This is a genomic window from Betaproteobacteria bacterium (genome assembly GCA_009377585.1).
Classification (GTDB): domain Bacteria; phylum Pseudomonadota; class Gammaproteobacteria; order Burkholderiales; family WYBJ01; genus WYBJ01.
This window is the reverse complement of record WHTS01000037.1, coordinates 24,930-50,748: the sequence shown is the minus strand read 5'-3', so window position 1 is coordinate 50,748 and position 25,819 is coordinate 24,930. Positions and strand designations below refer to the sequence as shown.

At 65.2% G+C, this 25,819-nt stretch carries 23 protein-coding genes and 4 pseudogenes; 18 read left to right on the top strand and 9 right to left on the bottom strand.

The window, feature by feature from the left end:
* Positions 1-158: 158 nt before the first annotated feature.
* Positions 159-998: an SDR family oxidoreductase gene (locus tag GEV05_14005; GenBank protein MPZ44488.1), complete on the bottom strand. Its 840-nt coding sequence runs from the start codon at positions 996-998 to the stop codon at positions 159-161.
* A 385-nt stretch (positions 999-1,383) separates the two neighbouring features.
* Here GEV05_14005 and GEV05_14000 point away from each other — a divergent pair.
* The 6 genes and pseudogenes from GEV05_14000 to GEV05_13975 all read left to right on the top strand — a co-directional run bounded on the left by GEV05_14000 (position 1,384) and on the right by GEV05_13975 (position 5,568).
* A pseudogene (locus GEV05_14000) lies at positions 1,384-2,215 on the top strand (alpha/beta fold hydrolase).
* A gap of 31 nt (positions 2,216-2,246) precedes the next feature.
* Positions 2,247-2,398 (top strand): annotated as a pseudogene (locus tag GEV05_13995) (patatin-like phospholipase family protein).
* Positions 2,399-2,435: 37 nt separating this feature from the next.
* Positions 2,436-3,346 (top strand): annotated as a pseudogene (locus GEV05_13990) (MBL fold metallo-hydrolase).
* 290 nt (positions 3,347-3,636) lie between these two features.
* Complete coding sequence (locus GEV05_13985) at positions 3,637-4,845, top strand: NAD(P)/FAD-dependent oxidoreductase (GenBank protein MPZ44487.1); 1,209 nt, start codon at positions 3,637-3,639, stop codon at positions 4,843-4,845.
* A gap of 129 nt (positions 4,846-4,974) precedes the next feature.
* Positions 4,975-5,385, top strand: a complete 411-nt coding sequence (locus GEV05_13980) for a hypothetical protein (protein MPZ44486.1) — start codon at positions 4,975-4,977, stop codon at positions 5,383-5,385.
* 6 nt (positions 5,386-5,391) lie between these two features.
* Positions 5,392-5,568, top strand: a complete 177-nt coding sequence (locus GEV05_13975) for a hypothetical protein (protein MPZ44485.1) — start codon at positions 5,392-5,394, stop codon at positions 5,566-5,568.
* Positions 5,569-5,762: 194 nt separating this feature from the next.
* Here GEV05_13975 and GEV05_13970 read toward each other — a convergent pair whose 3' ends face one another.
* Together GEV05_13970 and GEV05_13965 are read right to left on the bottom strand one after the other, a co-directional pair.
* Positions 5,763-7,007 carry an MFS transporter gene (locus GEV05_13970; protein MPZ44484.1) on the bottom strand — a complete coding sequence of 415 codons (1,245 nt, stop codon included), beginning with the start codon at positions 7,005-7,007 and terminating at the stop codon, positions 5,763-5,765.
* Positions 7,008-7,167: 160 nt separating this feature from the next.
* On the bottom strand, positions 7,168-8,028 hold the full coding sequence (locus GEV05_13965) for an alpha/beta fold hydrolase (GenBank protein MPZ44483.1): 861 nt from the start codon (positions 8,026-8,028) through the stop codon (positions 7,168-7,170).
* A gap of 242 nt (positions 8,029-8,270) precedes the next feature.
* On the opposite strand from GEV05_13965, the gene GEV05_13960 reads away from it, so the two are divergent.
* Positions 8,271-9,353, top strand: a complete 1,083-nt coding sequence (locus GEV05_13960; protein ID MPZ44482.1) for a tripartite tricarboxylate transporter substrate binding protein — start codon at positions 8,271-8,273, stop codon at positions 9,351-9,353.
* A gap of 88 nt (positions 9,354-9,441) precedes the next feature.
* On the opposite strand, the gene GEV05_13955 is transcribed toward GEV05_13960, so the two are convergent.
* Positions 9,442-9,771 carry a tetratricopeptide repeat protein gene (locus GEV05_13955; GenBank protein MPZ44481.1) on the bottom strand — a complete coding sequence of 110 codons (330 nt, stop codon included), beginning with the start codon at positions 9,769-9,771 and terminating at the stop codon, positions 9,442-9,444.
* Between the two features lie 45 nt (positions 9,772-9,816).
* On the opposite strand from GEV05_13955, the gene GEV05_13950 reads away from it, so the two are divergent.
* The 4 genes from GEV05_13950 to ubiD all read left to right on the top strand — a co-directional run bounded on the left by GEV05_13950 (position 9,817) and on the right by ubiD (position 15,110).
* Positions 9,817-10,224, top strand: coding sequence for a RidA family protein (locus tag GEV05_13950; GenBank protein MPZ44480.1), 408 nt, complete (start codon positions 9,817-9,819; stop codon positions 10,222-10,224).
* On the top strand, positions 10,175-12,379 hold the full coding sequence (gene recG / locus GEV05_13945; GenBank protein ID MPZ44479.1) for an ATP-dependent DNA helicase RecG: 2,205 nt from the start codon (positions 10,175-10,177) through the stop codon (positions 12,377-12,379). The genes GEV05_13950 and recG overlap by 50 nt, the downstream gene beginning before the upstream one ends.
* A 171-nt stretch (positions 12,380-12,550) precedes the next feature.
* On the top strand, positions 12,551-13,441 hold the full coding sequence (locus tag GEV05_13940) for a 4-hydroxybenzoate octaprenyltransferase (protein ID MPZ44478.1): 891 nt from the start codon (positions 12,551-12,553) through the stop codon (positions 13,439-13,441).
* A 205-nt stretch (positions 13,442-13,646) separates the two neighbouring features.
* Positions 13,647-15,110 (top strand): 4-hydroxy-3-polyprenylbenzoate decarboxylase, encoded by a 1,464-nt coding sequence (gene ubiD / locus GEV05_13935; GenBank protein MPZ44477.1) that lies wholly within the window; start codon positions 13,647-13,649, stop codon positions 15,108-15,110.
* Positions 15,111-15,250: 140 nt separating this feature from the next.
* Here the strand turns inward: ubiD and GEV05_13930 are convergent, their stop codons facing one another.
* From GEV05_13930 to GEV05_13915, 4 genes are all read right to left on the bottom strand, one after another.
* Positions 15,251-16,051 carry an alpha/beta fold hydrolase gene (locus GEV05_13930; protein ID MPZ44476.1) on the bottom strand — a complete coding sequence of 267 codons (801 nt, stop codon included), beginning with the start codon at positions 16,049-16,051 and terminating at the stop codon, positions 15,251-15,253.
* Between the two features lie 64 nt (positions 16,052-16,115).
* Positions 16,116-17,141 (bottom strand): LLM class flavin-dependent oxidoreductase, encoded by a 1,026-nt coding sequence (locus GEV05_13925; GenBank protein MPZ44475.1) that lies wholly within the window; start codon positions 17,139-17,141, stop codon positions 16,116-16,118.
* 74 nt (positions 17,142-17,215) lie between these two features.
* On the bottom strand, positions 17,216-18,622 hold the full coding sequence (dacB, locus tag GEV05_13920) for a D-alanyl-D-alanine carboxypeptidase/D-alanyl-D-alanine-endopeptidase (GenBank protein MPZ44474.1): 1,407 nt from the start codon (positions 18,620-18,622) through the stop codon (positions 17,216-17,218).
* Between the two features lie 110 nt (positions 18,623-18,732).
* On the bottom strand, positions 18,733-20,049 hold the full coding sequence (locus GEV05_13915; GenBank protein ID MPZ44473.1) for an adenosylmethionine--8-amino-7-oxononanoate transaminase: 1,317 nt from the start codon (positions 20,047-20,049) through the stop codon (positions 18,733-18,735).
* 150 nt (positions 20,050-20,199) lie between these two features.
* Between GEV05_13915 and GEV05_13910 the strand changes: the two genes are divergently transcribed.
* The 7 genes and pseudogenes from GEV05_13910 (at position 20,200) to GEV05_13880 (ending at position 24,742) form a co-directional block, all read left to right on the top strand.
* On the top strand, positions 20,200-20,841 hold the full coding sequence (locus GEV05_13910) for a diguanylate cyclase (GenBank protein MPZ44472.1): 642 nt from the start codon (positions 20,200-20,202) through the stop codon (positions 20,839-20,841).
* A gap of 86 nt (positions 20,842-20,927) precedes the next feature.
* Positions 20,928-21,833, top strand: a complete 906-nt coding sequence (locus GEV05_13905) for a polysaccharide deacetylase (protein MPZ44471.1) — start codon at positions 20,928-20,930, stop codon at positions 21,831-21,833.
* 297 nt (positions 21,834-22,130) lie between these two features.
* The gene (locus GEV05_13900; protein ID MPZ44470.1) at positions 22,131-22,547 is read left to right on the top strand and encodes a nuclear transport factor 2 family protein; all 417 of its coding nucleotides are present in this window, start codon (positions 22,131-22,133) and stop codon (positions 22,545-22,547) included.
* A gap of 99 nt (positions 22,548-22,646) precedes the next feature.
* Positions 22,647-23,288, top strand: a complete 642-nt coding sequence (locus GEV05_13895) for an SAM-dependent methyltransferase (protein MPZ44469.1) — start codon at positions 22,647-22,649, stop codon at positions 23,286-23,288.
* Between the two features lie 38 nt (positions 23,289-23,326).
* Positions 23,327-23,977: a dihydrofolate reductase gene (locus GEV05_13890; GenBank protein MPZ44468.1), complete on the top strand. Its 651-nt coding sequence runs from the start codon at positions 23,327-23,329 to the stop codon at positions 23,975-23,977.
* A 48-nt stretch (positions 23,978-24,025) separates the two neighbouring features.
* Positions 24,026-24,302, top strand: a pseudogene (locus GEV05_13885) (hypothetical protein).
* 173 nt (positions 24,303-24,475) lie between these two features.
* The gene (locus GEV05_13880) at positions 24,476-24,742 is read left to right on the top strand and encodes a hypothetical protein (GenBank protein ID MPZ44467.1); all 267 of its coding nucleotides are present in this window, start codon (positions 24,476-24,478) and stop codon (positions 24,740-24,742) included.
* A 111-nt stretch (positions 24,743-24,853) separates the two neighbouring features.
* On the opposite strand, the gene GEV05_13875 is transcribed toward GEV05_13880, so the two are convergent.
* Positions 24,854-25,795, bottom strand: a complete 942-nt coding sequence (locus GEV05_13875) for a CysB family HTH-type transcriptional regulator (GenBank protein ID MPZ44466.1) — start codon at positions 25,793-25,795, stop codon at positions 24,854-24,856.
* Positions 25,796-25,819: the final 24 nt, after the last annotated feature.

Here is a 25,819-nt window from a genome sequence, read left to right as displayed (position 1 = left end):
CACTGCCTGCGCGGTTTCACCAACCGCGACCTCGGTTCGCAACTGGCGCCAAGCGTTCATCTTCGTGCCTGCCGGCACGATCCCGCAAAGCAAAGCGCCAAGGTCAGCGAAGATTGTATTGACCAGGTCGGGTCTGGCAAGACAACACCACCCGGCATTCAGTGCATCACCGCCCCCCCGTCGACGTTCCAAGCTTGACCGGTGATGTGGTCGCTCGCCTCGGACGCGAAGAACAGCGCCAAGTGGGCAATGTCGTCAGGTCGCGCGACGCGACCAGTGGGAGGAAGAGACAGCACCGGAGCGTTGGGGTCGCGCTCAGCGAGCGCGCGCTCGCGCCGGGAGGTCGATTCGCGTCGGCTCGTGTCGACGCTGCCGGGGCAGATCGCATTGACCGTGATGCCGTGGGCTCCCAACTCCTGGGCCATGACCTGGGTCAGGCCGATCACGCCGAACTTCGACGCTGTGTAGGCGCCGCGGCGGGCAGTGCCCCGCTTACCCGACACCGAGGCCATGCTGATGATCCGCCCGCTGCCGCGCTCGAGCATATGCGGGATCACGGCGCGGCTCATCAAGAACGTGCCCTTGAGATTGACGTCGATCACCAGATCCCAGGCTTCCTCGGGTATTTCCCAGAGCAGGTGACGATCGGCACCGTGGGGGGCGGCGGCGTTGTTGACGAGCACGTCGATGCGGCCGAACTGCGCGAGCGCGTCCGCGACAAAGCGCTCGGCGTCAGCGGCGCGGCTCACGTCGCCGACAAGCGTAAGGACGCGACGCCCGAGGCCCTTGATCTCCCTGGCCAGGCTATCAAGGCCCGTCCACCCGAGGCGCGTTTCCTCAAGGCCCTCCTCGTTCTCGTTGCGTGTCCCGCCTGCCGCCACGTCCGTAACGACGACGTCGGCACCCGCGTGGGCAAACGCGACCGCGATCGCGCGGCCAATCCCGCGCGCCCGCGCACAACCCGTGACCATCACGACCCTGCCGGCGAATTCGCTCATTGGACCCTCCCTTTCGCGATGGGGCCATACTACCCCAGCACGGCCAGTCGATAGGCAGACACATCCTCAGGCGAATGCTATTTGCGGGGATCGTGAGCGGGCGCGGCGATCACTCCGGGCAATCTATAGTCACCGCTCCGTGCTGCCCAGAGGGGGATGACCGAGCGATTGCCAGTCGTTCTGCCGGGAGCAGAGCTCCGCGCGGAATCGGGTCACGCCGGGCCAAGCGCGGGGTAAGTTCCTGACCGTGCACCATGCGCGCGCAAGATAGGCCGCTCAAAGGAAATCCTCCATTGACCAACGGCTGACGGCGAAGATATAAGTCCTGAAGTGCCGCTGGAATTCCTGTCCTTTGCGAATATTTGCCAAGTCAGGAGGAACGCAGATGAACACGATTACGGTGAAGGACGGCACGACGATCTACTACAAGGACTGGGGCCCCAAGAACGCGCAGCCCATAGTCTTCCATCATGGCTGGCCACTGAGCGCCGACGACTGGGACGCCCAGATGCTCTACTTCGTGGAGAGGGGGGTATCGCGTCGTTGCTCATGACCGGCGGGGCCATGGCAGGTCGAGCCAGGTCAGTGATGGGCACGACATGGACCACTACGCCGCGGACGCCGCCGCGGTCGTCGCGCATCTCGATCTGCACAACGCCATCCACATTGGCCATTCGACCGGCGGCGGGGAAGCGACGCACTATGCCGCGCGCCATGGCAAGGCCCGAGTGGCGAAGCTGGTGCTCATCGGTGCCGTGCCGCCGATCATGGTGAAGTCGCCAGCCAATCCGGACGGCTTGCCAATCGAGGTATTTGACGGCCTCCGGCAACAGCTCGCTGCCAACCGCGCGCAGTTCTATCGAGATTTCGCGAGCGGGCCATTCTACAGCTACAACCGGCCGGGCGCGAAGGTGTCCCAGGCCGTAATCGAGAACTGGTGGCGCCAGGGCATGATGGGCGGCGCGAAGGCGCATTACGACGGCATCAGGGCTTTCTCGGAGACCGACTTCACCGAGGATCTGAAGGTCATCGACGTGCCGACGCTCGTCATGCATGGCGACGACGACCAGATCGTCCCGATCGCCGACTCAGCGCTGCTCTCCGCAAAGCTCCTCAGGAAGGGCACCCTGAAGGTTTACGAGCAGTTCCCGCACGGCATGTGCACGACGCATGCCGACGTGGTCAACGCCGACCTTCTCGCCTTCATCAAGAGCTGAACTGGAGGGCGGCTTGTATCAGGCGCTCTCGGAGGCGGATCTCCACGCGCGTGGAGAGTTTCCCGGCGACCTCGCCGAGGTCGCGACGCGGCAGAAGGAGATCCAGTACTCAAGCCGGGGCGCGCAAACACGGACCAGTTCAAGCGCCTTCAAAGAAGGCGAGACATGCTCGCGACTCTTCTTTTTCGGTCAACTCTAAGTCGGTCAACAGGAGACAAACATGAGCTTGGACATTGCCTCACACCCCGGTAGAACGGGGACCGACGAGTTGGTCCCGTCGCGCTACGCACTGCGGGTCGGCGAGATTGACGTGCTGGTGATCAGCGATGGGGTGTTTCCGCTGGCAGCCGCGACGTTGGCCACCAATGCCGACCCGGCCGATCTGGCGGCCTGGCTGGACGACAGGCTCCAGCCGCCCGACGTGTACAAGTGGCCGCTGAACGTGGTCGTGGTGCGTAGCGGCGACCGGACCGTACTCATCGACTCTGGGGCAGGGTCGGAGTTCCCGGATTTCCCAGGGATCGAGCAGTTGGCAACGCGACTGGACGCCGCCGGCATCGATCCCGCATCCGTGACCGACGTGGTGCTTACCCACCTGCACGTGGACCACGTTGGCGGGCTGCTCGCCGACGGGCTGAGTGGCCGGTTGCGTCCGGACGTGCCGATCCACTTGGCGGCCGCCGAGGCCGAGTTCTGGTCGTCGCCCGACTTCTCCCGCAACACTTTTGGCGGGTTTCCGGACGTGCTTCGGTCGGCCGAAGAGCGGTTCGTGGACAAGTACCGCAGCCAGCTGCGGCCGTTCGAGAAGGAGTACGAGGTGGCGCCGGGGGTGGTCGTCTGTCGCACCGGCGGCCACACCCTCGGGCACAGCGTGGTCCGCCTGCGTCCGGCGGCGACCGGCTGACGTTCGTTGGCGATGCCGTGTTCCCGAATCACTTCGATCACCCCGACTGGCACAACGCTTTCGACCACGACCCCGAGGAGGCAATCCGCGTCCGGGTTCGTCTCTTGCGGGAGCTGGCGGCGACCCGCGAGCCGCTGGTGGCCGCTCACCTGTCGTTCCCGTCCGTCGGCCGGGTGGCGGTCGCCGGCGACGTCTTTCGTTTTGTACCGGCCGACTGGGAGCACTGACCGCTTGTTGGGTTAGGGCCGAACTAGACGACCGCATGCGTTTGAACAACTGCTGCACCGCGAGCATCGCTCCGGGGCGAAGTTCTGCGAAGAGTTGATGCTGACCCCACTCGAACTGATCGAGCGTCTCGCCGCTTGATCCCACCACCACGCCGGCATCACCACCGCTACTTCGGCGTGTTGGCGCCCGATGCGCCGCTGCGCGCGGCGGTCACCGCTGAGGAGCGGCAGTGTGCGCGTCGAGCACACAGTGGCGGTCTTATCCCCAACCTCTAACCGGAGGCACAACCATGCAGCACATCCTGATCGTCGGTGCCGGCTTCGCCGGCATGTATGCAGCCCTTTGCGCCGCGCGCCTACGCGACGAGCAAGGCGTTTCGCCCGACACCCTTGAGATTGTCGTCGTTGCGCCGGAGCCACGGCTGGTGATCCGTCCCCGCCTCTACGAGCCTGCGCCCGAGACCATGGTGGCACCGTTTGGGAAACTGTTCGAGGCCCTCGACATCCGATACGAACAGGGACGGGTCGACGTCATCGACTCCCCCAGCAAGTCGGCCGTGATCGTCGGGCCGGACGGGGTGCGACGCTCGCTGCCCTACGACCGTCTGGTGCTGGCTGCCGGCAGCCAGGGGTTCAAGCCGGACATCCCAGGCCTCGACAAGTACGGCTTCACCGTCGATCAGCTCGACGACGCGATCGCGCTCGACCACCACCTCAACGCCTTGGCGAACCGGCCGTCCTCTGCCGCCCGCGACACGGCGGTCGTCTGCGGCGGCGGCTTCACCGGCATCGAGGTGGCCACCGAAATGCCGTCGCGAATGCGGGCTATCCTCGGGCCAAAGGCAAACGTCCGCGTCATCATCGTCGACCGCAACGAAGCCATCGCGCCGGCGATGGGCCCCCATCCGCGTCCGCTGATCGAGAAGGCGCTGCGCGAGGCCGGCGTGGAAACCAGGCTCGGCGTGGGCGTCTCGGCGCTGGGCGAAAGCAGCGTCACCCTGAGCGACAGGCGGTCCATCGAGAGTGCGACCGTAATCTGGGCGGCCGGAATGCGGGCGAATCCGCTGACCGAGCAAATCCAGGCTGAGCGTGATCGGTCTGGCCGACTCGTGGTCGACCGCAACCTGCGCGTTCCCGGCGTGCCGACGGTCTTCGCCGCCGGCGACACCGTGCATGCGCTGACAGACGACCTGGGCCACCGCGCGCTGATGTCGTGCCAGCACGCCAACCGGCTGGGTGCCTCTGCCGGACACAATGCGGCGGCGGACTTGCTCGGCGTGCCGCTGGAGCCATATCAGCAGAAGAACTACGTCACTTGCCTCGATCTTGGCCCATCCGACGCCGTGTTCACCAGAGGCTGGGACAGCAAGGTCGAGATGAGCGGCGACAAGGCCAAGGCTATGAAGCGCGAGATCAATACGCAGTGGATCTATCCGCCGCGTCCCAACCGCGCAGACGCCTTCAAAGCCGCCGATTGGGCGCGGCTGGTCGACTACTAGAGCGGATCGCGAAGCTTCGGCTGCTTTTCGCCTTCGACTTGCGTTCGATCCACGAGGCGACGGCGCGATGCGGGCGCTGATGCCAGTGAACGACATGGCCCGCCTCACGAGCTTAAAAGGAGAATGGGAATGCGAGTGTTGGTCGGCACGGGTGGTTCCCCAGACGCGGTCCGTGCCGCTGACTGGCTGGCGGGCTTTCCCTTGCCAGCGGAGTCCCAGATCCTGGTCGTCTCGGTGCTCCCTAACCTGGGCTCGCGTGCGGCGGAGCATGAGAACGCGATGCACGTTCAAGCGCGCCAGGTTCTCGAAGACGCACGCCTGAAGCTCGCACCACGGGCGGTCGATGTGCGGCTGATCGAGGGTGCGTCCGCGAGCGACTTCTCCAGACCGCTGAAGAGTGGAAAGCCCGAGCAGAAGGTGCTGAGTCTGCGAACGCTGCCCAGCCGGGAGGAGAAGACCACGCAGATTCTGCGCCGATGCGCATGGGTTCAGTTTGCGCGCTGCGCTGCGCTGTGGCGCGCATCAGCGAAAGCGACTTGAACGGCTATGCCACTAGATCACCCGCCCAGCGATTGCGAACGAGCGGCCTCAGCCGCAATGGCAAGGGGCCAAGTCGTGTTGCCGTTGAAGAGCGCCTATCGCGACGGCACCACACACATCGTGATGTCGCCGCTGGAATTCATGCAACGCCTGGCCGCGCTGGTGCCACGCCCGCGCACCTGATCCGCTTCCACGGCATGCTCGCGTCGCATAGAACACCGCGACGACTGTAGACCGATTGCGCCTGTTAGGCAAAGCGCGTCCGGTGAGCATGAGTTGGCGGGGAGCTGACACAGTTTGCGCCGAGCGACCAATAACCGCGCCCGAATGTCTCGTCAGGGTCGACACCGGCCACTACACCTTCCGCGTAATCGGATTCATTGAATCCGCCGTGCGCCCGGCATGCGCCACGCCAGCGCAACGATCCCCAATGCACCGACGATCCCCATCACCGCAACCGCGCCGCGCGACCCGAGCACGACGGCCAGCAGGCCGATCAACACACTACCCGCGGTGGACAGCATCTGGCTCATGTTGAACAAAGCCATGGCGCGGCCTCGATACGCCGGCGGCGAGTACGATTGCACGACGGTATGCACCAGCGCGTTGGCGTGAACGTGACAAAGCCCCGCGACGACCATCGCGACGATCGACAACGAGTACCACGGCGAGACGGCGAATACGACGAGCGCGAATCCGTACACGATCGATGAGTCCATCATCACTCTGCCTCGTGTCAAACGGTGGCCCGCCACAGCGATCGTGGCCGCGCTCAACAGTGCGCCGAAGCCCATCGCCGCGAGCAGAATGCCCTGTCCTTGCGCTCCCACGCCCAGCAGGTCACGCGCGAACACGGGCAGCAGCGTGGCGAACGGAAACATCAACCCGCACACGATCGTGGTGCACAGAATTCCGGCGCGGACCGACTGATTCTGCCAGGAGAACTTCCAGCCCTCGACGATGCTTCGTGCGAAGGATTCGCGGCGGCCCTTGTTCGCTTCGTCCTCGGGATGAGGCATGGCCGGAAGCTTCGAGACCCATAAGGTCGCCATGAACATGCAAGCGGCCTGCAGCGCGAACGCGCCGCCCGTGCCCGCGACGGCGATGATGGCGCCCGCCATCGCCGGCCCCAGCAGACGCGCCATGTTGAAGATCAAGGACGTGACGCCAATGGCATTGGTCAGAGATTCGGGCGGCACCGATTCGGTCACGATCGAAGCGCGTGCGGGCTGCTGGATCGCCTGCATCGTGCCGGCAATCACCGCGGTGACATACACGTGCCACGGTGCGACATGGCCGCTCAAGATCAGCAGCGCCAGGGCCGCAAACGACAGGCCTTGTACCGACTGCGAAACGAGCAGCAGCGTCTTGCGCGAATAGCGGTCGGCGGCCGTCCCGGCGAAAGGCGAAACCAGCAGCGTGGGAACCAGCTGAATGCCGCGCGCAAGGCCGAGCTGCACGACCGAGTCGGTAAGCTGGTACATCAACCAGCCGCGGCTCAGCTCGTCCATCCAGGTGCCGATGTTGCCGAAGATCTGGCCGCCGCAGACGAGCCGAAATGTCCGGAACTGCAGTGCTGTTAACGCGTGATGGTTACGGACCCTCGAAAAGAACGATCGCATGGTCCGATTGTATAGGGCCTGTCCACGTGATCAGTTCGGGGAAATGCCGCCGACCGCGACCACCCTGGTTCAGCGCGCGATCTCTGCCGTGAGATGTCCGCCCAGGCCCTTCGGCGGGCCTGGGCGGGGATGAGTCTGGTGTTCGTGCAAGCTCGCTTAGTCAGGCCGCGGGTCTTTGCCCCGACGCTTCGGCCCGCTTCAGGAACTCCAGGAACACCGCCGCCAGCTCGTCCTCGCGCTGCTCCCAATCGGCGAACGGAATGTCGTCGACATCCGGACCGGCCGGCATGATGTCGCGTACTTCGCCGCCCGGTATGAGTCCCGCGACGTTCTCGCCCGCGCGGCGTGCGTGAATCCTGTCGTTGCCGGGGACGATGCATGCCGGCACGCGGATCGCGCGGAGCTCGGCCTCCGTTGCGCCGATGACCGACTGGTCGGCGCCGGCGATGAAGTACTCGCGCCAGTGCGACATCACGCCGATGAAGCGCTGCGGGTCCATGGCCATCAGCCGCGCGCGATTTTCGGGACGCTCGGCGATGCGTTCGCGGAAGAATTCCGAATCGCATACCGCCGCCATACCGCCGCGCTGTGCGAGCTCGATGAAGTCAGTGTAGTACTGGCGCGCGAGATGCTCGGCGGCGATGCGCCCACCCGTAACGCGCCACAGCAGCAGCGAGCGCACCGACTGCGGATGGCGCAGTGCGAACAGGATCGACATCCGGCAGCCCGACGAAGCACCGCCCACATGTGCGGGCAGCGCGCCGAGATCGTTCAGCAACGCGTGCAGATCGTCGGCCCAGATGTCGTACTCGGACTCGTCGCCGGCGATGATGACATCGGACGCGCCGCAGTTGCGCCGGTCGTGGAGCAGCACCCGGTAGCCTGCGGACGCAATCCGTTCCGCGAGCGAGCGCACGGCCGCCATCGGTCGGCGCCCGCCGGGGGATAGCGATACCCACGGCCCTTTGCTGCCTTCGATCTCGTAGTGGATTGCGGCGCCACGCACCGTCGCGTATGGCATGGTATCCGCTCCCGCTCGTTTATGATGCGGCGATCATGCGCGCCGCCTGCCGCGCTGTCAAAAGCCGCTCGACCCGCTCCCGTGAGTCATCATGGTGGACCGAGCGAATCGTGTTGCGGGCCGAGCGTGCAAGTCGCGTGGATCGCGTGTAGCGTCTGCGCCATCGAGCGAAAACGGCAAGACGAACAGATGAACCCGGCAGCGGTTTCGAGCTATGCTGCCGTCTTCACAAGGAACATGTCATGGGCAATCCGGTTGGTACGGCAGCAAGAGGCCTCTCTCGTCGCCGCGCTCTCATCTACGGACTGAAGGGGATGGATGGCCGCCCGCGCGGGAATGACGAAATACCACTTCTTCGAAACTTTCTTGGTGCGGCGTGCGCCATGACGCTGGCGATCGCCGCCGTAGCCGCAACGAGCGCAACGGCACAGACCTACCCGAGCAAGCCTGTCCGCATCGTGGTGCCGTTCGGCCCCGGTGGGCCGACCGACCTGCTGGCGCGCGTGTTCGGCCACAAGCTCGCCGAGGCCTGGGGACAACAGTTCATTATCGAGAATCGGGGCGGCGCGAACGGCATGGTCGGCGCCGACATCGTCGCGAAGAGCCCGCCCGACGGCTATACGCTGGTGTTCGGCACCAGCGGCACTCACGGCATGAACTCGAGCTTGTTCGCCAAGGTGCCGTACGATCCGGTCAAGGATTTCGCGCCGATTACCAGGCTGGCGCTGCAGTACTTCCTGCTGGTCTGCCATCCGTCGTTGCCCGCGCGCTCGGTGAAAGAGCTGATCGCGCTCGCAAGAGCGCGGCCGGGACAGATCGCCTGGGCGTACGGCGGGGGGCCTACCCAGCTCGGGGCGGAGCTTTTCAGGAAGGAAGCGAAGGTGAACGTGCTCGTCATCCCGTACAAGGGCAATGCGCCCGCGGTGACCAGCGTCGTCAGCGGGGAGGCGCAGGTGGTGTTCGGCGGCATCGCGCACACTCGCCCGCAGGTGCAGGCTGGCCGGCTGCGTGCACTCGGCGTGGCCGGCCCGCAGCGCTCCCAGGCCCTGCCGGAAGTGCCCACGATAGCCGAGTCGGGATTGCCCGGATTCGAGGTCTCGGCATGGTACGGACTGCTCGCGCCCGCCGCCACGCCGCGCGCCATCGTGGAGCGCCTGAACCGCGAGGCGATGCGCATCCTCAAGCTGCCGGACGTTCAGCAACGGTTGCGCAGCGAGGCATTCGAGACGCCGTCCGACACGCCCGAAGGCATGGCAGCCGTGATACGTGCGGAGCTCGCGAAGTGGGCGGCGGTGGTGAAGGAAGCGGGGATCACTCCGCAGTGACTGTCGGGAGCCAACGGCGCCGACGTCTACGTGCAGAGCGACGCGAAAGAAGGGCTTTGCGCGTAGAGTCAATACCCTTCAGGACAGCCTAGCTGCCGAGCTGGCGCTCGATACGGCGCGCAAACACCTGCATCTCCTTGGCGGCCTGCTTGTCGCCCTTTCGTTCCGCCACGACGATGCCGCGGCGATAGGCTTCCAGTGCCTCGCTGGCCTGGCCGTTGTCCGCCAGGGCCTTGCCGTAGAGCTTCCATGCCGCCGAATAATCGGGATCGTGCTCCAGCGCACGCGCGAGATGCTCGCACGCGCTCGCGGCATTGCCGCTCTTGAGATATTCGGAGCCGAGCGAGAAGCGCAGCAGCGCATTGTCCTTGCCGCCTGCCAGCAGGCTCTCCAGCCGTTCGATCAGGGGAGTGGCCATTTCCGGTATGATTTCATATCGATTTTCTCGCTGCCGCGTGTGACGATGTCCAAGACCGAGATCCAATCGCCGAATGCACCGGCTGCCATCGGCACCTACTCGCAGGCGATTCGCACCGGCGACACCGTGTACCTGTCCGGACAGATCGGCCTCGAACCGAAAACGGGCGAGCTCGTTTCCGGCATCGACGCGCAGATCGAGCGCGTCTTCCAGAATCTCGGCGCAGTCGCCCAGGCTGCCGGCGGCGGCTTCCAGAACATGGTTCGAATCACTGTCTATCTGACCGACCTGAACCACTTCGCCAAGGTGAACGAAGCCATGGCGCGTCATTTCGGCAAGCCCTATCCTGCGCGCGCCGCGGTCGGTGTGGCAAGCCTGCCGCGCGGTGCGCTGGTCGAAGTCGATGCGATCATGGACGCGGGAGTCGAACGTCTGCGCGGCGACAGCGACTAGGCGGAGCTCGGCGCGCCTCGCAGCCGAGCGGCAAAAACCGATGCGGCCCAAGGCAGCCTCGCCCGATGCGCCGCAACGCCGTGCAGCGCCGGCGCCGGCCGGAATAAACGCATCGGCTGCCCAGGCCGCAAGCGCTGTTCCGGCCGACGTCGCGCCCAAGCTGGCGAAGCTTGGCATCCGCGCCTGGAACGACCTGATCCTGCACTTACCCTTGCGCTACGAGGACGAGACGCGGCTCGTGCCGCTCGCCTCGGCGCCCAGCGGTGAGGTCGTGCAGGTCGAAGCCACGGTATTGAACGCCGAAGTGCAGTATCGACCGCGCCGCCAGCTCGTGGTCCGGGTCGAGGACGCGGGCGAGGAGCTGACGCTGCGCTTTCTGCACTTCTATCCGAGCCAGCTCAAGCAATTCACGACCGGCACCCGGGTACGGCTTCTGGGCGAGATTCGGCGCGGCATGTTCGGTGCCGAAGCGATTCACCCGCGCTACCGCATCGTACGAGGTGACGTACCGCTGGCCGCCACGCTCACTCCGGTCTACCCGACCACCGCGGGTCTCGCTCAGCACACCGTCCGCGCGCTGGTCAGCCGCGCGCTCGCGCAATGCGACCTGGGCGATACGCTGCCGCAGGCGCTGGCTGCCGAGTTGAAGCTGCCGGGATTTGCCGAAGCGGTTCGATTCCTGCATGCGCCGCCGCCGGACGTTGCGCTCGACGCCTTGGAGGAGCGCTCGCATCCGGCCTGGGTTCGGATCAAGTTCGACGAGCTGCTTGCGCAGCAGCTCTCCATGCGCTCGAGCTACCGCCGCCGCCGGCTGCGCGCCGCGCCGGCCTTGCCCGCGCGCGGTCACCTGCTGCGCAAGCTCCTCGATACGCTGCCGTTCGCACTCACGCCGGCACAGCATCGCGCCGTCGCGCAGATTCGCTCCGATCTTGCGCGCGCGCATCCCATGCAGCGTCTGCTGCAGGGCGATGTCGGCAGCGGCAAGACCGTAGTGGCCGCCGCCGCGGCGCTGCAGGCGATCGAGAACGGCTGGCAGGTGGCGGTGATGGCGCCGACCGAGATCCTTGCCGAGCAGCATTACCTCAAGTTCAGCGCCTGGCTCGCGCCGCTGGGCGTCGAGGTGATATGGATCGCAGGCGGGCAGGGGAAACGACCACGCGCTCTAGCGCGCAAGCGCCTGCTCGAGGCGCAGCCGCTGGTTGCCGTCGGAACCCATGCGTTGATCCAGGACGCCGTGACCTTTCCGCGCCTGGCGCTCGCCATCGTGGACGAGCAGCACCGCTTCGGCGTGCGCGAGCGGCTGGCCCTGGGAGAGAAAGGGTCGGCCGCCTCGGAACCGCATCGGCTCATGATGAGTGCCACGCCGATTCCGCGCACGCTGGCGATGAGCTTCTATGCCGATCTCGACGTGAGCGTGATCGACACGCTGCCGCCGGGCCGCACGCCGATCGCGACCAAGCTCGTGAGCGCGCGCCGGCGCGAGGAAGTGTTCGCACGCGTGCGCGATGCGTGCGTCGGCGGCGGACAGGCGTACTGGGTCTGTCCCTTGATCGAGGAGTCGGAGACATTGCAGCTGCAGACGGCCATCGCGACCCATGAGGCGATCCAGCAGGCGTTTCCGGAGTTGACCGTGGGTCTCGTGCACGGCCGGCTTGCGCCGGCGGAAAAGGCCGATGTGATGGCGCGCTTCAAGGGGGGCGAGATCCGCCTCCTGGTCGCGACCACCGTGATCGAAGTCGGCGTGGACGTGCCGAACGCGACCTTGATGGTGATCGAGAACGCCGAACGCATGGGGCTTGCGCAGCTGCACCAGCTGCGCGGACGCGTGGGGCGGGGGCGCGAGGCGAGCGTCTGCATCCTCATGTATGAGACGCCACTGTCCGAGCTGGCGCGCGCACGGTTGAAGATCGTCTACGAGACTGCCGACGGTTTCGAGATCGCGCGCAAGGACCTGGAGCTGCGCGGGCCGGGAGAATTGCTCGGCGCGCGCCAAAGCGGCGTGCCTATGCTGCGCTTTGCCGATCTCGGGACGGATCTCGCGTTGCTGGAAAAGGCGCGCTCGGCCGCCGAGCGCATGCTCGAGCTCGAGCCGGAGCTCGCGCGTGCGCATCTCGAGCGCTGGTTCGGCTCGCGTCACGACTATCTCAACGCATGAATCGCGTGCACGCGCGCGATCGGCCCGCGCGGGCGCATCGGCTATACTGCGCGGCTGAGATTCGGCCCAAAGATCGCCGTGAATGGATCGCCACGAACCGTGTGTGATGCAGGCCGGGAGCGCGACGGACAGGCGATCGCGCAGCGGCCGGCGACAGGTGCCAAGACCATCGTGACGTTGAGGGAGCGACTCGATATCTACGAGCAGCTGATGCGGCTGGACAAGCCTATCGGCATCCTGCTCCTGCTGTGGCCGACGCTCTGGGGCCTCTGGCTTTCGTCGTACGGTTACCCGAACCCGGGCATACTGGTGATCTTCGTTCTCGGCGTGGTGCTCATGCGCTCGGCCGGCTGCACCGTGAACGACATCGCCGACCGCAATTTCGATCCGCAGGTCGAGCGCACGCGCGAACGGCCGCTCGCCCGGCGCGCGATTCCGGTGGCCGAGGCGATCGCGCTCGCCGCGGTACTCTTCCTGCTCGCGTTCGCCCTGGTGCTGCAGTTGAATCGCCTGACGATCCAGCTTGCGTTGGTCGCGCTTGCGCTGGCCGTGATCTATCCTTTCCTCAAGCGCGTGTTCTGGCTGCCGCAGGCCTGGCTCGGCATCGCCTTCGGCTTCGGCATCCCGATGGCATTCGCCGCCCATCAGAACGCGATTCCTCCCGTGGCCTGGTGGCTGCTCGGGGCGAACGTGTTCTGGACGATCGCCTACGATACCGAATATGCGATGGTCGACCGCAACGACGACGTGCGCATCGGCATGAAAACCTCGGCCATCCTGTTCGGCGAGCGCGACGTGTTCTTCACCATGCTCTGCCAGGCGCTGTTCCTCGGAGCGATGCTTTGGATCGGCGTGCGCTTCAATCTCGGGACCATGTATTTTCTCGGCATTGCAGCTGCCGCGGCGCTCGCGGTGCGGCAGTATTTCATCCTGCGCCCGCGCACGCGCGAGACGAGCTTCAAGGCCTTCCTGCACAACAACTGGATCGGCGCCGCGATATTCGCCGGCATCGTGGCCGATTTCGCCCTGCGTATTCCCGCGCCCTGGATTCGAGTCAATTAGCGAGCTTTCAGTAATGCCTTACCGCTCGCTCCCTCACTTGCAGTGCGCGCATCGGCATGCAGGCCGATGCCGTTCGCCCGGCGCGGACCATGGTCCGCGAATTCCCGGCCTCACCCCCCAGCCCCTCTCCCAGGGGGAGAGGGGAGCGTACTGCGGAAAGCGGCTTTTCAGCCACTTTCCGGGCCGATAACAAAGCGAGCCGGCGATGGCCTATCGCGACCTGCGCGATTTCCTGAGCCAGCTCGAAGCGCGCGCAGAGCTGCGCCGCGTCCGCGCCGAGATCGATCCGAACCTCGAAATGACCGAGCTCTGCGACCGGGTGCTGAAAAAGCGCGGTCCCGCACTGCTGTTCGAGCGCGTGAAGGGCCATGCGATGCCGGTGCTCGGCAATCTCTTCGGCACGCCGGAGCGCGTGGCGCTCGCCATGGGTCGCAACACGCTCGCCGAATTGCGCGAGCTGGGCGAGCTGCTGGCGCAGCTGCGGGAGCCCGAGCCGCCGAAGGGCCTGCGCGATGCCTGGGAGAAGCTCCCGCTGGTGCGGCAGATCCTCGCCATGGCGCCGAAGCGCATTGCGCGCGCGCCTTGCCACGAAGTCGTGCTGGAAGGCGATGCGGTCGACCTCGGTCGCTTCCCCGTCCAGACTTGCTGGCCGGGGGACGCCGGTCCGCTCATCACCTGGGGCCTGGTGATCACGCGCGGTCCGCAGCGCCGGCGCCAGAACCTCGGCATCTATCGCATGCAGGTCGTCGGCCGCAATCGGGTCATCATGCGCTGGTTGGCGCATCGCGGCGGCGCGCTCGACTTTCGCGATCACACGCTGGCGCACCCGGGCACGGCGTTTCCGGTCGCGGTCGCGCTCGGCGCCGATCCGGCCACGATCCTGGGCGCCGTCACCCCGGTTCCGGATACGCTGTCGGAATATCAGTTCGCGGGGCTGCTGCGCGGGGGGCGCACCGAGCTGGTGAAATGCATCGGGTCGGATCTCGACCTGCCGGCACACGCGGAGATCGTGTTCGAAGGGTCGATCCGCCCGAACGACACAGCGCTGGAGGGGCCGTTCGGCGATCACACCGGCTACTACAACGAGCAGGAGCGCTTTCCGGTGCTGACCATCGAGCGCATCGGCATGCGGCGCGATCCGATCTACCACTCCACCTACACCGGCAAGCCGCCCGACGAGCCCGCGGTGCTCGGGATGGCGTTGAACGAGGTGTTCGTGCCGCTCATCAAGCGCCAGTTTCCCGAGATCGTCGATTTCTATCTGCCGCCCGAAGGCTGTTCCTACCGCATGTCGGTGGTGAGCATCCGTAAGAGCTATCCCGGCCATGCCAAGCGGGTGATGTTCGGCATCTGGAGCTATCTGCGCCAGTTCATGTACACCAAGTTCATCATCGTCACCGACGACGACGTCGACGTGCGCAACTGGAACGACGTGGTGTGGGCGCTGACCACGCGGGTCGACCCGCGCCGCGATACGCTGATCGCGGATGCCACCCCCATCGACTACCTGGATTTCGCCAGCCCCGTGGCGGGTCTGGGATCGAAGATGGGCATCGATGCCACCAACAAGTGGCCCGGGGAGACGGAGCGCCAGTGGGGCACGCCGATCACGATGGATGCCGAGGTCAAGCGCCGCATCGATGCGCTGATGACTGAACTAGGCCTGTAGCGCACTCAACGGCGTCATTCCCGCGCAGGCGGGAATCCAGGCCTCTTCCATCCAGGCCTCTTTCTCTGGGCCCCCGGTTACACGGGGGCGACGGCGCTCTCGGAATCGCCTGCCACAGTAGATAAAGACCAACGCAGCGCTCACTTACCTGCGTGCTTGGCGCAGAAACCCGCGATGATCTCGGCAAACGCCGCCGGCTCGTCCAGCATGGGGAAGTGCCCCGAGCCCGCCATCACCTGGATCGGGATATGCGGCGCGGCTTGCTCGAAGCGTTCGCGCCCCGCGATGGTCGGCCCGCGCTTGCCGTACAGGATCATCGCCGGGCGCTGGATCGCTTTCGCCGCTGCGCCCACGTCGAATTGCCGGATCGCCCACATCACGTCCACCATCGCGCGCGCACCCGCCTTGTTGCGGTCGATGTTCCAGCGCGCCAGGCGCGCATCGTCTACCTGCGCCACGCGCTCCCCCATCTGCTGTGCCGTCTGCGTGGGGAGGCCGAAATTGCCTTCGACGTGACTCCAGTTCGCGGCCCACTCGGCTTCGGTGCGAAAGGGCGTCTCGACGATCACCGTCGAGCGGGTGCGACGGGGATAGCGGCTGGCGAATGCGACGCAGATGCTGCCGCCGATCGAGCAGCCCGAGACGTGCGCCGAATCGAGGCCCAGCGCCTGCATGAAGCCGGCGAGCGCGTCGGCGTAGTCCTCGACGCTGTAGTGGCGTCCGATCGCGTCGGAGTCACCGTGTCCGGGCATGTCCCAGGCGAGCACCCGCATGCGCGGCAGCAAGTGCGGCAGGACCTCGATGTATTGCCAGCACGACGCGCCGTTGGTATGGATGAGAATCAGCGGCTCGCCGCTGCCCGCCTCCTGGTAGTGCTGGCGGCCGTGCCCGTGGACGGCGACAAAGCGGTCGTGAGCGGCGAGCAGCGGGGTATTGGTCATGCGAATCTCCGAGTGGCGTTTGATTGAGATGGGTGGTGTCCGGTCGCCGAACGGAAAGGTCCGCTCAGGCCGCGCTGGCGCGAGCGCTCGTATCCGGGCGGCGCGACGTGACCCGCGGTGCGATTTCGTTCGCGAACAGCTCCAGCGTCGCCGGGGTCGCCGTCGCGTTGGTGAGCAGCACGTACTCCACGCCACCGTCGGCGAGGCGCTGCAGGCGCTCGACGATCTCGTCCGGCGTGCCGATGAGTGGCGCATCGTCGGCGCGGATTTCATCGTCGGTCAGCGCCTGGACCTCCTGCTTGCTCCTGCGCGCGAGCTCGCCGATGTTGGCGATCGTCTCGCGCCGCCGCTCGTAGGCCCGCCTGCGCTCGGATTCGTTGCGCACGATGTGCAGCGCGCGCGCAACGCCCACCCGTCCAGCATCGCGCGCTAGCCCCTGCGATTCCAACGCGTCGAGGTAGGTCTCTATCCGCGCGAGCGTCAGCTCGACGTTCCCGAGTTGGTCGAGCAGCAGGTTGTAATTGCCCTGCCCGACACGCTGGATCGACTCGGGGCTTCCCGCCGCCATCCAGATCGGCGGATGCGGCTGCTGGATCGGCGCCGGCTCGACCATGACGTCCCGATAGCGCCAGAATTTGCCGTCGAACGAGAACCGGCCCTGCGTGGTCCACGCCTTCAGCATGAACTCGAGGCATTCGTTGAAGCGATCCCACGCCTCGTCCATCGGCACGCAAAACGCGTCGAACTCGACCTTGCGGTAGCCGCGGCCCACGCCGAGCTCGACGCGTCCGCCCGACAGTACGTCGAGCGTTGCCACCTGCTCGGCGAGCAGCGCCGGGTTATGCCACGGCAGCACCACGACTGCCGTTCCCAGGCGGATGCGCTGCGTGCGTGCGGCGAGATATGAGAGCAGATTGAGCGACGCGGACAGCTGGCCGTAGCCGGTGAAGTGGTGCTCGACCATGAAAACGCTCTCGTAGCCCAGCCGGTCCGCGGCTACGATGTATTCGATGAAGTCGCTATAGCCGTAGCTATCACCCAGCGGGTCGCGGTTTCCAACCCGGGCGCCGCCGAAAAGTCCGAATCGCATGATGCCGCTCCGTGTAGCAACCTTACTGTAGTGCGGCCTACCCGGTCGTGCAAGCCGATGCCACCATAGCGCTTTTACTGTGGCGGAACCGGCAGCAGCGTATCGGTGCTCAGCTGCGGCAGCGTGCCGCCGCGGCTGTATGCCCATTGCAGCAGCGCGTCGAATATCGCCTGCGCGTTGCCATTGTGAACCTTGGGATGATTGATGAAGCAGGCGACGATCCAGCGCCGCCCGGTGGCGTCGAGCACGTAGCCGGCGATCGCGCGCACGCCGTTGATGGTGCCGCCCTTGATGTGCGCCTGGCGTGCGTAGCTCAGATGCTTGAAGCGGCGCAAGGTACCGTCGACCCCGACCACCGGCATCGAGGCGATGAATTCCGGCATGACGGGGCTGCGCCAGGCGGCGGCCAGCATCGCGCTCAAGCCCCTCGCGCTGACGCGCTCGATGCGCGAAAGCCCCGAGCCGTTTTCGATCACCAGCTCGGGCAGATCGAGCCGTTTCTGCGCCAGCCATTGCTTTACGGCGCGGTCGGACTTCTCGGGCGTGGCGGGGGGGCCGAACGCCGCCGCACCGAGCGCGAGGTAAAGCTGCCGCGACATGGCGTTGTTGCTGTATTTGTTGATGTCGCGCACGACTTCGGACAGCGCGGGCGACTCGTGCGCCGCGAGCAGCCGCGCACCGTGCGGCACCACGCCATCGCGCACGCTGCCGGTCAGGCGTCCGCCGAGCTCGCCCCAGAGCTGCCGGAAGAGCCCGCCGGCGTAGATCTGCGGCGAGAGGATGCTGTAGTGGCGCGACTGTTCACCGCACAGCACGGAGTAGTTGCCGGCGAAAACGAGCTGCGCGCCGCCGCCTGGCTCCGCGCCCATCTCGGTCTTCACGCGCGCACGCCAGTCGCCGCACGGCGCCGCGTCGAGGGTGAGCTGATTGACGATACGCAGCTCGGCCAGCGGCGGGTCGGCCTGGATGCGAACGCGCTTGCTGTTCGTGTCGGGGGTGAAGGTCAGCCGCACCGCTTTGTGGTTCACGAGCAGCGCATCGGGAAGCGTGTTGTAGACCTGCAGCGGCTCGTTGTCGAAGTGGCCCGGATCGCCGGGGTCGAAGCCGTAATAGCTGCGATCCAAAACCAGGTCACCGCGGATCTCCTGCACGCCGCGCGCGCGCACGCCGCGAAGCAGCAGCCAGAAGTTCTCGATCGTGAGCTTGGGATCGCCGTGGCCACGCAGGACCAGGTCGCCCGTGAGAATTCCATCGGCCAGCGGCCCGGTTGCAAAAGCCTCGGTGGACCAGGTGAACGCGGGTCCGAGCATCTCGAGTCCCGCGTACGTGGTCACGAGCTTCATCACGGAGGCCGGGCTCATCGAGCGCTCGGCGTTGTGCGCCAGCACCGGGCGCTGCGCCGCCGCTTCCTGCAGCACGATCGAGACTGCATCGGGCGGTATTCCGGTCGTGCGCAAGGCCGCCTCGACACTCGCCGGCAGCGCTGCCGCTGGGGCCGCTACCGCCGAGGCTGCTGCCGCCGAGGCTGCTGCCGCTGGGACCGCCGTCACCGAGGCCGCCGTGAGCGCCAGGGCGAGCACGCATGCGGCGATCAGGCGCACGAATCCAGGCATTCGATCGTGCGCTCGATGAGCAATCGCCATTCGTCGTCGGCGATGACGTAGGGGGGCATGAAGTACACCGTGTTGCCGATCGGGCGCAGCAGCAGCTCGCGCGCGAGCGCCTGCGCATGAAACTCGCGTGCGAAGGCTGGATTCGCGCTCGCCACTTCGAATGCCCAGATCATTCCCAGGTTGCGATAGTCGCGCACGCGCGGGTGCCGGGCAAGCGGTTGCGCCAGGGCGCAAAAGCGCGCGGCCTTCTCCCGGTTGGCGGCGATCACGCCGTCCTGCTCGAAGATATCCAGCGTCGCCAGCGCCGCGCGGCAGGCGAGCGCATTGCCGGTATACGAGTGCGAATGCAGGAAAGCGCGTGTGACCGCGTCGGCATAGAAGGCGTCGTACACCGCATCCGAAGTCATGACGACGGACAAGGGCAGGTAGCCGGCCGTGATCCCTTTCGACAGGCACAGAAGGTCCGGGGCGATGCCCGCCTGCTCGCAAGCGAAGAGCGTCCCGGTGCGGCCGAACCCGGTCATGATCTCGTCCGCGATCAGCAGGACTTCGTACCGGGTGCAGAGCGCTCGTGCACGCACGAGGTAAGCCGGATGGTACATGCCCATGCCGCAGGCGCCTTGCACCAGCGGCTCCAGGATGAGGGCCGCGGTGCCTTCGGCGTGGCGTTCGAGATGGCGTTCGAGCCGATCGGCGCAGGCGTGCGCATGTGCTTCGGCGTTCATTCCTGCGGGTGCGAGCCGCGAATCGGGACTCGGCGTCTGGATCGACGCCCGCAGCAGCGGCGCATACACGTCCTTGAACAAGGCGACGTCCGTGACCGACAGCGCGCCGAGGGTTTCCCCGTGGTAACTCTGTGCCAGGCTCACGAACTCGTTCTTGGCGGTCCGACCGCGATTGCGCCAGTAGTGGAAGCTCATCTTGAGCGCGATCTCGGTGGCCGAGGCGCCGTCGGAGCCGTAGAAGCAATGCCCGAGCGAACCGGGTGCGACGCGCGCCAGGCGCTCGGAGAGCGCCACCACCGGCTCGTGCGTGCAGCCGGCAAGGATCGCATGCTCGAGCCGGCCCAGCTGGTCGATCAGCGCCGCGTTGATGCGGGCATTGGCGTGGCCGAAGAGGTTCACCCACCACGAGCTGATCGCATCGAGGTAGCGCCGGCCGTCGAAGTCGTACAGCCATACCCCTTGGCCGCGCGCGATCGGAACGGGCGGCTGCGCTTCGTGCATCTTCATCTGGGTGCACGGATGCCAGACTGCATGCAGGCTGCGAGACACAAGCGTGTTGCTATCAGTCATGGGGGGTGGCTGCCAACACTTGCGCGGCAAGCTGACTCACAATCCCAGCTCAAGCGTGCACGCGCGTTCGTCGTAGAGCGAAGACGTGGCTGGCATTGTAATTGCTCATGAGCGCGTGGCGCCGGTGTGTCGTTGAGGAGTGGACGCTCGATGGAGATTCTAGAGTGCATCACGGAGCAGATATCTGGCAATCGGCTGCCGTTGGTCGGGGTTACGGTGGCCGCGGTTCCGTGCCCCGATACCCCCATCATCCTGAGCTTGCACTGGCATGGGTTTCGCAAGCAAGCGCCGGTCGATGACGCGGCGGGCGAAGTCGCCCTGGCGAGCGTTCCGAGCACTTCCCTGCAGCTCAACGAACGCTGGCGCGATCTGCTCGATGTCGACGTGGCGACCCTGGAAGCAGGCTGGGAGCTGGGTGCCTGGGATGTGGTGCGCGCCGAGTATGCGCCCTGCATGCGGCCGGGGGCAGCCGCGGCCGAAGCGGTCGACTGTTTGCGTGCGTTCGGCGCCTGTCCGGTGCCGTATCGAGGCAGCGACTTGTTCGTGGCCGAAGCGCCGGACATGGACGAGCTCATTCAGATCGCGGCCCAGTCGGGTTATCTCTGCTGGCAGTTCCGGCCCGTGCACGGCGGCATCTGGAGCGATGTGCAAGGCGATGCCACGCTGAACGCGGATGGCACGCGTACGCCGCACTGTCCGCTCGCACCGGTGCGCCCGCAATGCGAGGGCAAGCGTCGTACCGTGTACCGGTTCGGCGAATCCTCGGGGTTGGGGCGCCATTCCGTTTCCTGAGGCGGCGATCCGGCGCATCCATGGGTGCGCCCCCTCTGGTACAGTCGCGACCATCGCGATTTCTCACGACCGGAGCCGGTATGACATTGAAGCTCCCCGGGCATGGCCGCTACGACTATTCGCCCATCATCGAGCGCAAGGACTACAGCTGGCCCGGCGGCAAGCGACTCGCGTTCTGCCTCACGACCAACATCGCGGTGCACGCGTTTCTCAAGGGGCGCGGCCACGACAACGCCAAGCACGGCGAGCCGCAGACACCGCGCAACTACTCCTGGCGCGATTACGGCAACCGCATCGGCATCTGGCGGCTGTTCGATCTCGCCGACGAGCTCGGCATCCCGCTCGCGCACAACACCAACAGCCTGCTCTACGACGAGGCGCCGCAGATCTTCCAGCGCATCCGCGCGCGCGGCGACGAGATCATCGCCCATGGGCGCACCAACGCGGAGAACCTCAACGACTTCCGCTGGGAGGAAGACGAAGCACGCCTTATCCGCGAGGTCACGGCGACCTTCACGCGCAACGAGGGCAAGCCGCCCAAGGGGTGGCTGAGCGGCGGCTCCTACGAGCACACCTGGACGCCGGACCTGCTGAAGGAAGCGGGCTATCTCTACTTCAGCGACTGGCCCTGCGACGATCAGCCGATGTGGCTTAGAACCCGCTCGGGCCCGATCCTGTCGGTGCCGTACCCGGTGGAGTTGAACGACTCGCCCCAGATCATTCACCGCCAGCACACGGGGCGCGAGTTCTGCGACATGCTGGTGGACCAGTTCGAGGAGATGATCGAGCAGTGCGCGAAGCATCCGCTCGTGTTCAACGTCTCCATCCACCCGCACACGTTCGGCTATCCGTTCCGGTTGCGCCCGTTGCGCAAGGCGTTGCAGCATTGCTTTGCGCACAAGCTCATGGGCGAGCGAGTGTGGAAATGCCGCCCCGGAGATATTGCGGAATACTGCCTGAGACTCGAGCCCGGCATCGTGCCCGGTGGTTGATCTGCAACGCACGCGGTTTTCCAAGCACGGCAGAAGACAAGAGAGTTGCATTCAGCTTCCGCTGAAAATTGTGTGCGTCCCTATTACGTAACGCTAGGCGCAAGTTTTACCGGAGCGGAAAGTAGGTATGTCGCGGCTGAAGCAACAATGATCATTGGCAAATTGGCGTTTTCTTTTCCTCTACGCTGTCGCGGGACGACGAGGAAAGGGACGGAAGTTGCAAAGAGGTCCTTGCTACGCACTGCGCTTAGAGTCGTCGGCGGTTACGTCCCGACCCTTGTCAAATTGGAGAGAGCCATGACGTCCATTACGGGGATTGCCAAACAATTCTTTGATGCGTGCGAAACAGGCAAAGGATGGGAGGGATGCAAGGAGTACTGCAAAACGGATGCTACTTTTTCTGCTCAAGCTGAACCGCTTGCTAGCGTGAAGACTCTGCAGCAGTACACGGACTGGATGAAGGGCTTGCTCACATTTGTTCCTGACGGACGATATGAACTGAAGTCGTTTGGCACTGATGATGAGCGGAAGAGCGTCTGTGCATATGGCGTCTTTTCTGGCACCCATACTGGCCAAGGTGGCCCCTGCCCACCAACTGGCAAGAGTGTAAAGACCGACTATGTGTATGTGATGGATTTTGACGGTGAGAAGATCCGGCACATGACAAAGATCTGGCATGCTGGAATGGCCATGAAGGAGCTCGGCTGGACATAGCGCCTACCGTGTGTTGGAGCAGACCCGTCCAACAGCGGCGCTTCGCTTGCTGTTGTCCGGCTGCTCAACACGATCGTTAGGCGTCATACTGAGCGTTCGATGGACGATACTGAAATTCATCGCCGACCGAAACCTCTCGCAGCGATCCAAGCGGATTCCGAGAGGATGGGATTCGGATTCGCGTCGGAGGAGAAGACCGGAGCGTTGCTGGCGGCCATTGCCGCATCTAAGCCCGGAGGGCGTTTCCTCGAACTTGGCACTGGCGTCGGTCATGGAACGGCTTGGATCCTGGAAGGGTCCGATCAATTGTCGCGCCTTGAGACGGTCGATTCGGACCCGGATTCGGTCGCGATTGCGCGCCGTCATCTCGGCATGGACCCGCGCGTTACATTTCACATTGCCGATGGAGCCGAGTTCATCAACGGCGCGCGGGGAAAATTCTACGAACTGATTTTTGCTGACGCTTGGCCTGGGAAGTTCAGCTACCTCGACGAAACACTGTCGCTTCTAAGCGTTGGTGGCGTATACGTCGCAGATGACCTTCTTCCTCAACGAAACTGGCCGGAAGGCCAAGGTTCAAGGGTGCCAGAATTTCTCGACGCGCTTGAGTGCCGCGAGGGTTTCATCACCGTTAGGCTCGCGTGGGCATCCGGAATAGTATTGGTGGTGCGCACTGACGCCCAACCCCGCCATGCAGCGGACAATCACCAGCGGCCTTCGTCCGCTGGCTCCTGCCCCTGATGGCCACCGTTGGCGTCAATCCAAGTGGAGGTCGGAGAATGGGGCAGGTTCGGGTTGAGAGCTTTGCCATCTCACTTGACGGATACGGAGCGGGTCCGGATCAGGACATTAACAATGGGCTCGGGGTGGGCGGGGAGGACTTGCACCAGTGGTTCATCCCAACACGCACGTTCCAGAGAACCCACGGTGCGGGCGATGGCACGACCGGGGCCGACGACGATTTTGCCGCGCGGGGATTCAGAAACATCGGAGCGTGGATACTGGGGAGGAACATGTTCGGACCGATTCGCGGTCCTTGGCCCGATTCGAACTGGAAAGGCTGGTGGGGTGACAACCCACCGTACCACGTGCCCGTTTTCGTGCTGACTCATCACGCGCGTTCGCCCGTTGAGATGGAAGGCAATACGACGTTCCATTTCGTCACGGGCGGCATTCACGAGGCGCTAGACCAGGCGCGCGAAGCGGCGAACGGCATGGATGTGCGCATTGGTGGAGGGCCCAATGTGATTCAGCAGTATCTTCGAGAGGCTCTCATTGATGAACTGCACGTCGCGATTGCGCCGGTCCTGCTGGGTCGGGGCGAGCGGTTGTTCGAGCGGGTGGACCTGCGGGCTCTAGGATATGAATGCGTGCAGTTCGCAGCGTCTGAGAAAGCCACCCATGTGGTACTCCGACGCCCGAGGAAATGACGCTTAACAACCGGGGCGCTATGCCGCATTCCACTGAATGAGCAACTGATGCCTAAGATTGCCATCGCATCCGTTCCTGGTCGTACAGGCTCGGGCTATCCAGCTCCGTTCGATGCTCCGTGCGCAAGTCGGACGCGCCGTCGTCTGGGTGATGCCGGGGGGCTGCGCGACTTTGGCGTAAATTTGATGACGCTGCCGCCGGGCGGATGGTCTGGAGATCGGTTCACGCAACCCGAGCGATCTCACCACTTGCTCTGACATCGATATGATGAGCTCGAACACAGATGGTCGGTTTGTGCACAAAGATGGCTCGCCGTATGCGTAGCCGCACGCCATCGGTGTTGCTCAACGCGCAGGGCGGAGGCAGCGATGCGGCCTAACAAGCGGTTGGAGCCGACGCGCTCCAGTGGGCGTCGCCCGCCTGCGCTTGCGGCTCAACCGCACCGTTGGGCGCCACATCCGCTGCAGGATCAACCCGACTGCACGTAACCAACGACAATGCGCACTGGACTATTCTTGCTCGCCGGGTTACTGCTGCTGGCTGCATTCCTCATTCTCGGGAAGCTGTTCTCTACAAACTATCCCGGCGCCACACTGACGGCAGCAATTGGATACATCGCTGTATGGTTCATCGTTGCCGCACTGAACATGTGGATCGGAATCGCCAAAGCCGGCTACTCGGTAGCTGAGGAGCTTCCTATATTTGCCCTTATCTTCCTGGTCCCTGCAGCCGTCGCGATTGTTCTCAAATGGAAGTTCCTGTGAAGCGACGGTTTCATGCCACAGTGCGGCCTAACCGTGCGCAGCGGACGCTCACCGGCGTGCTTCGCCGCCGGTTCCGTCCTTCACCCACCAGCTTGCTCTCATTTCACGTCTTCAGATTGCGTAGTCTTCGGGCTCGCCCTGCATCGCCTTGTCGATGGCGGCGCGCGTCAACTGCGGCGCGAACAGCTCGATGAACGCGTAGGCGAATCCGCGCAGGTAGGCGCCGCGCCGCATGGCGAGCCGCGTCATGTTGGAAGGGAACAGATGCTTCGCTTCCAGCGCGCGCAGCGCCTTGTCCTGCTCCGGCTCGAACGCCATCGAGGCGATGATCCCGACGCCGAGGCCGTCGGCGACATAGGTCTTGATCACGTCGGCATCCATGGCGGTGAGCACGATCTCCGGCTCGATCAATTGCTTGGCGAACGCCTCGTCGATGTGCGGCCGGCCCGTGAAACCGGCTTCATAGGTGATGAGCGGGTGTTTCGCCAGCAGCGGCAAGGTCAGGACCTTGGCCTGCAGCAGGGGGTGCTGCGCCGGAACCACGACGATGTGATTCCACGGGTAGCTCGGAAAGGCGACCAGCTCGGGATGGCCTTCGAGCGCCTCGGTGGCGATTCCGAGATCGGCCTTCCCTTCCAGCACGGAGCGCGCGATCTGATCCGGTGCGCTTTGCTGCAGATGCAGCCGCACCTGCGGATAGCGCTTGCGAAAGCCGCGGATCACCGGCGGCAGGGCATAGCGCGCCTGGGTGTGCGTGGTCGCTATGGTGAGCCGGCCGGTCGTCTGGTTGGCGAACTCCTCTCCGGCGCAGCGCAAATTGTCCTGTTCGCCCAGCAGCCGCTCGATGATGCGCGCGATTTCCTTTCCCGGCTCGGTGAGCCCCGTCAGCCGCTTGCCGCGGCGCTCGAAAATGGCGACACCCAGTTCGTCCTCGAGCTCGCGGATCTGGCGGCTCACGCCGGGCTGCGAGGTGAATAGCGCCTCGGCCACCTCGGTCAGGTTGAAATTACGCTGGATGGCCTCGCGCACCGAGCGTAGTTGCTGAAAATTCACCTTGCCACCTGCATATCCGGTTTT

Coding starts and splice junctions, on each gene's coding strand:
- GEV05_14005 (MPZ44488.1), bottom strand. CDS start 998: ATGAGCGAATTCGCCGGCAGGGTCGTGATGGTCACGGGTTGTGCGCGG.
- GEV05_13985 (MPZ44487.1), top strand. CDS start 3,637: ATGCAGCACATCCTGATCGTCGGTGCCGGCTTCGCCGGCATGTATGCA.
- GEV05_13980 (MPZ44486.1), top strand. CDS start 4,975: ATGCGAGTGTTGGTCGGCACGGGTGGTTCCCCAGACGCGGTCCGTGCC.
- GEV05_13975 (MPZ44485.1), top strand. CDS start 5,392: ATGCCACTAGATCACCCGCCCAGCGATTGCGAACGAGCGGCCTCAGCC.
- GEV05_13970 (MPZ44484.1), bottom strand. CDS start 7,007: ATGCGATCGTTCTTTTCGAGGGTCCGTAACCATCACGCGTTAACAGCA.
- GEV05_13965 (MPZ44483.1), bottom strand. CDS start 8,028: ATGCCATACGCGACGGTGCGTGGCGCCGCAATCCACTACGAGATCGAA.
- GEV05_13960 (MPZ44482.1), top strand. CDS start 8,271: ATGGGCAATCCGGTTGGTACGGCAGCAAGAGGCCTCTCTCGTCGCCGC.
- GEV05_13955 (MPZ44481.1), bottom strand. CDS start 9,771: ATGGCCACTCCCCTGATCGAACGGCTGGAGAGCCTGCTGGCAGGCGGC.
- GEV05_13950 (MPZ44480.1), top strand. CDS start 9,817: ATGTCCAAGACCGAGATCCAATCGCCGAATGCACCGGCTGCCATCGGC.
- recG (MPZ44479.1), top strand. CDS start 10,175: ATGCGATCATGGACGCGGGAGTCGAACGTCTGCGCGGCGACAGCGACT.
- ubiD (MPZ44477.1), top strand. CDS start 13,647: ATGGCCTATCGCGACCTGCGCGATTTCCTGAGCCAGCTCGAAGCGCGC.
- GEV05_13930 (MPZ44476.1), bottom strand. CDS start 16,051: ATGACCAATACCCCGCTGCTCGCCGCTCACGACCGCTTTGTCGCCGTC.
- GEV05_13925 (MPZ44475.1), bottom strand. CDS start 17,141: ATGCGATTCGGACTTTTCGGCGGCGCCCGGGTTGGAAACCGCGACCCG.
- GEV05_13915 (MPZ44473.1), bottom strand. CDS start 20,049: ATGACTGATAGCAACACGCTTGTGTCTCGCAGCCTGCATGCAGTCTGG.
- GEV05_13910 (MPZ44472.1), top strand. CDS start 20,200: ATGGAGATTCTAGAGTGCATCACGGAGCAGATATCTGGCAATCGGCTG.
- GEV05_13900 (MPZ44470.1), top strand. CDS start 22,131: ATGACGTCCATTACGGGGATTGCCAAACAATTCTTTGATGCGTGCGAA.
- GEV05_13895 (MPZ44469.1), top strand. CDS start 22,647: ATGGACGATACTGAAATTCATCGCCGACCGAAACCTCTCGCAGCGATC.
- GEV05_13890 (MPZ44468.1), top strand. CDS start 23,327: ATGGGGCAGGTTCGGGTTGAGAGCTTTGCCATCTCACTTGACGGATAC.
- GEV05_13880 (MPZ44467.1), top strand. CDS start 24,476: ATGCGCACTGGACTATTCTTGCTCGCCGGGTTACTGCTGCTGGCTGCA.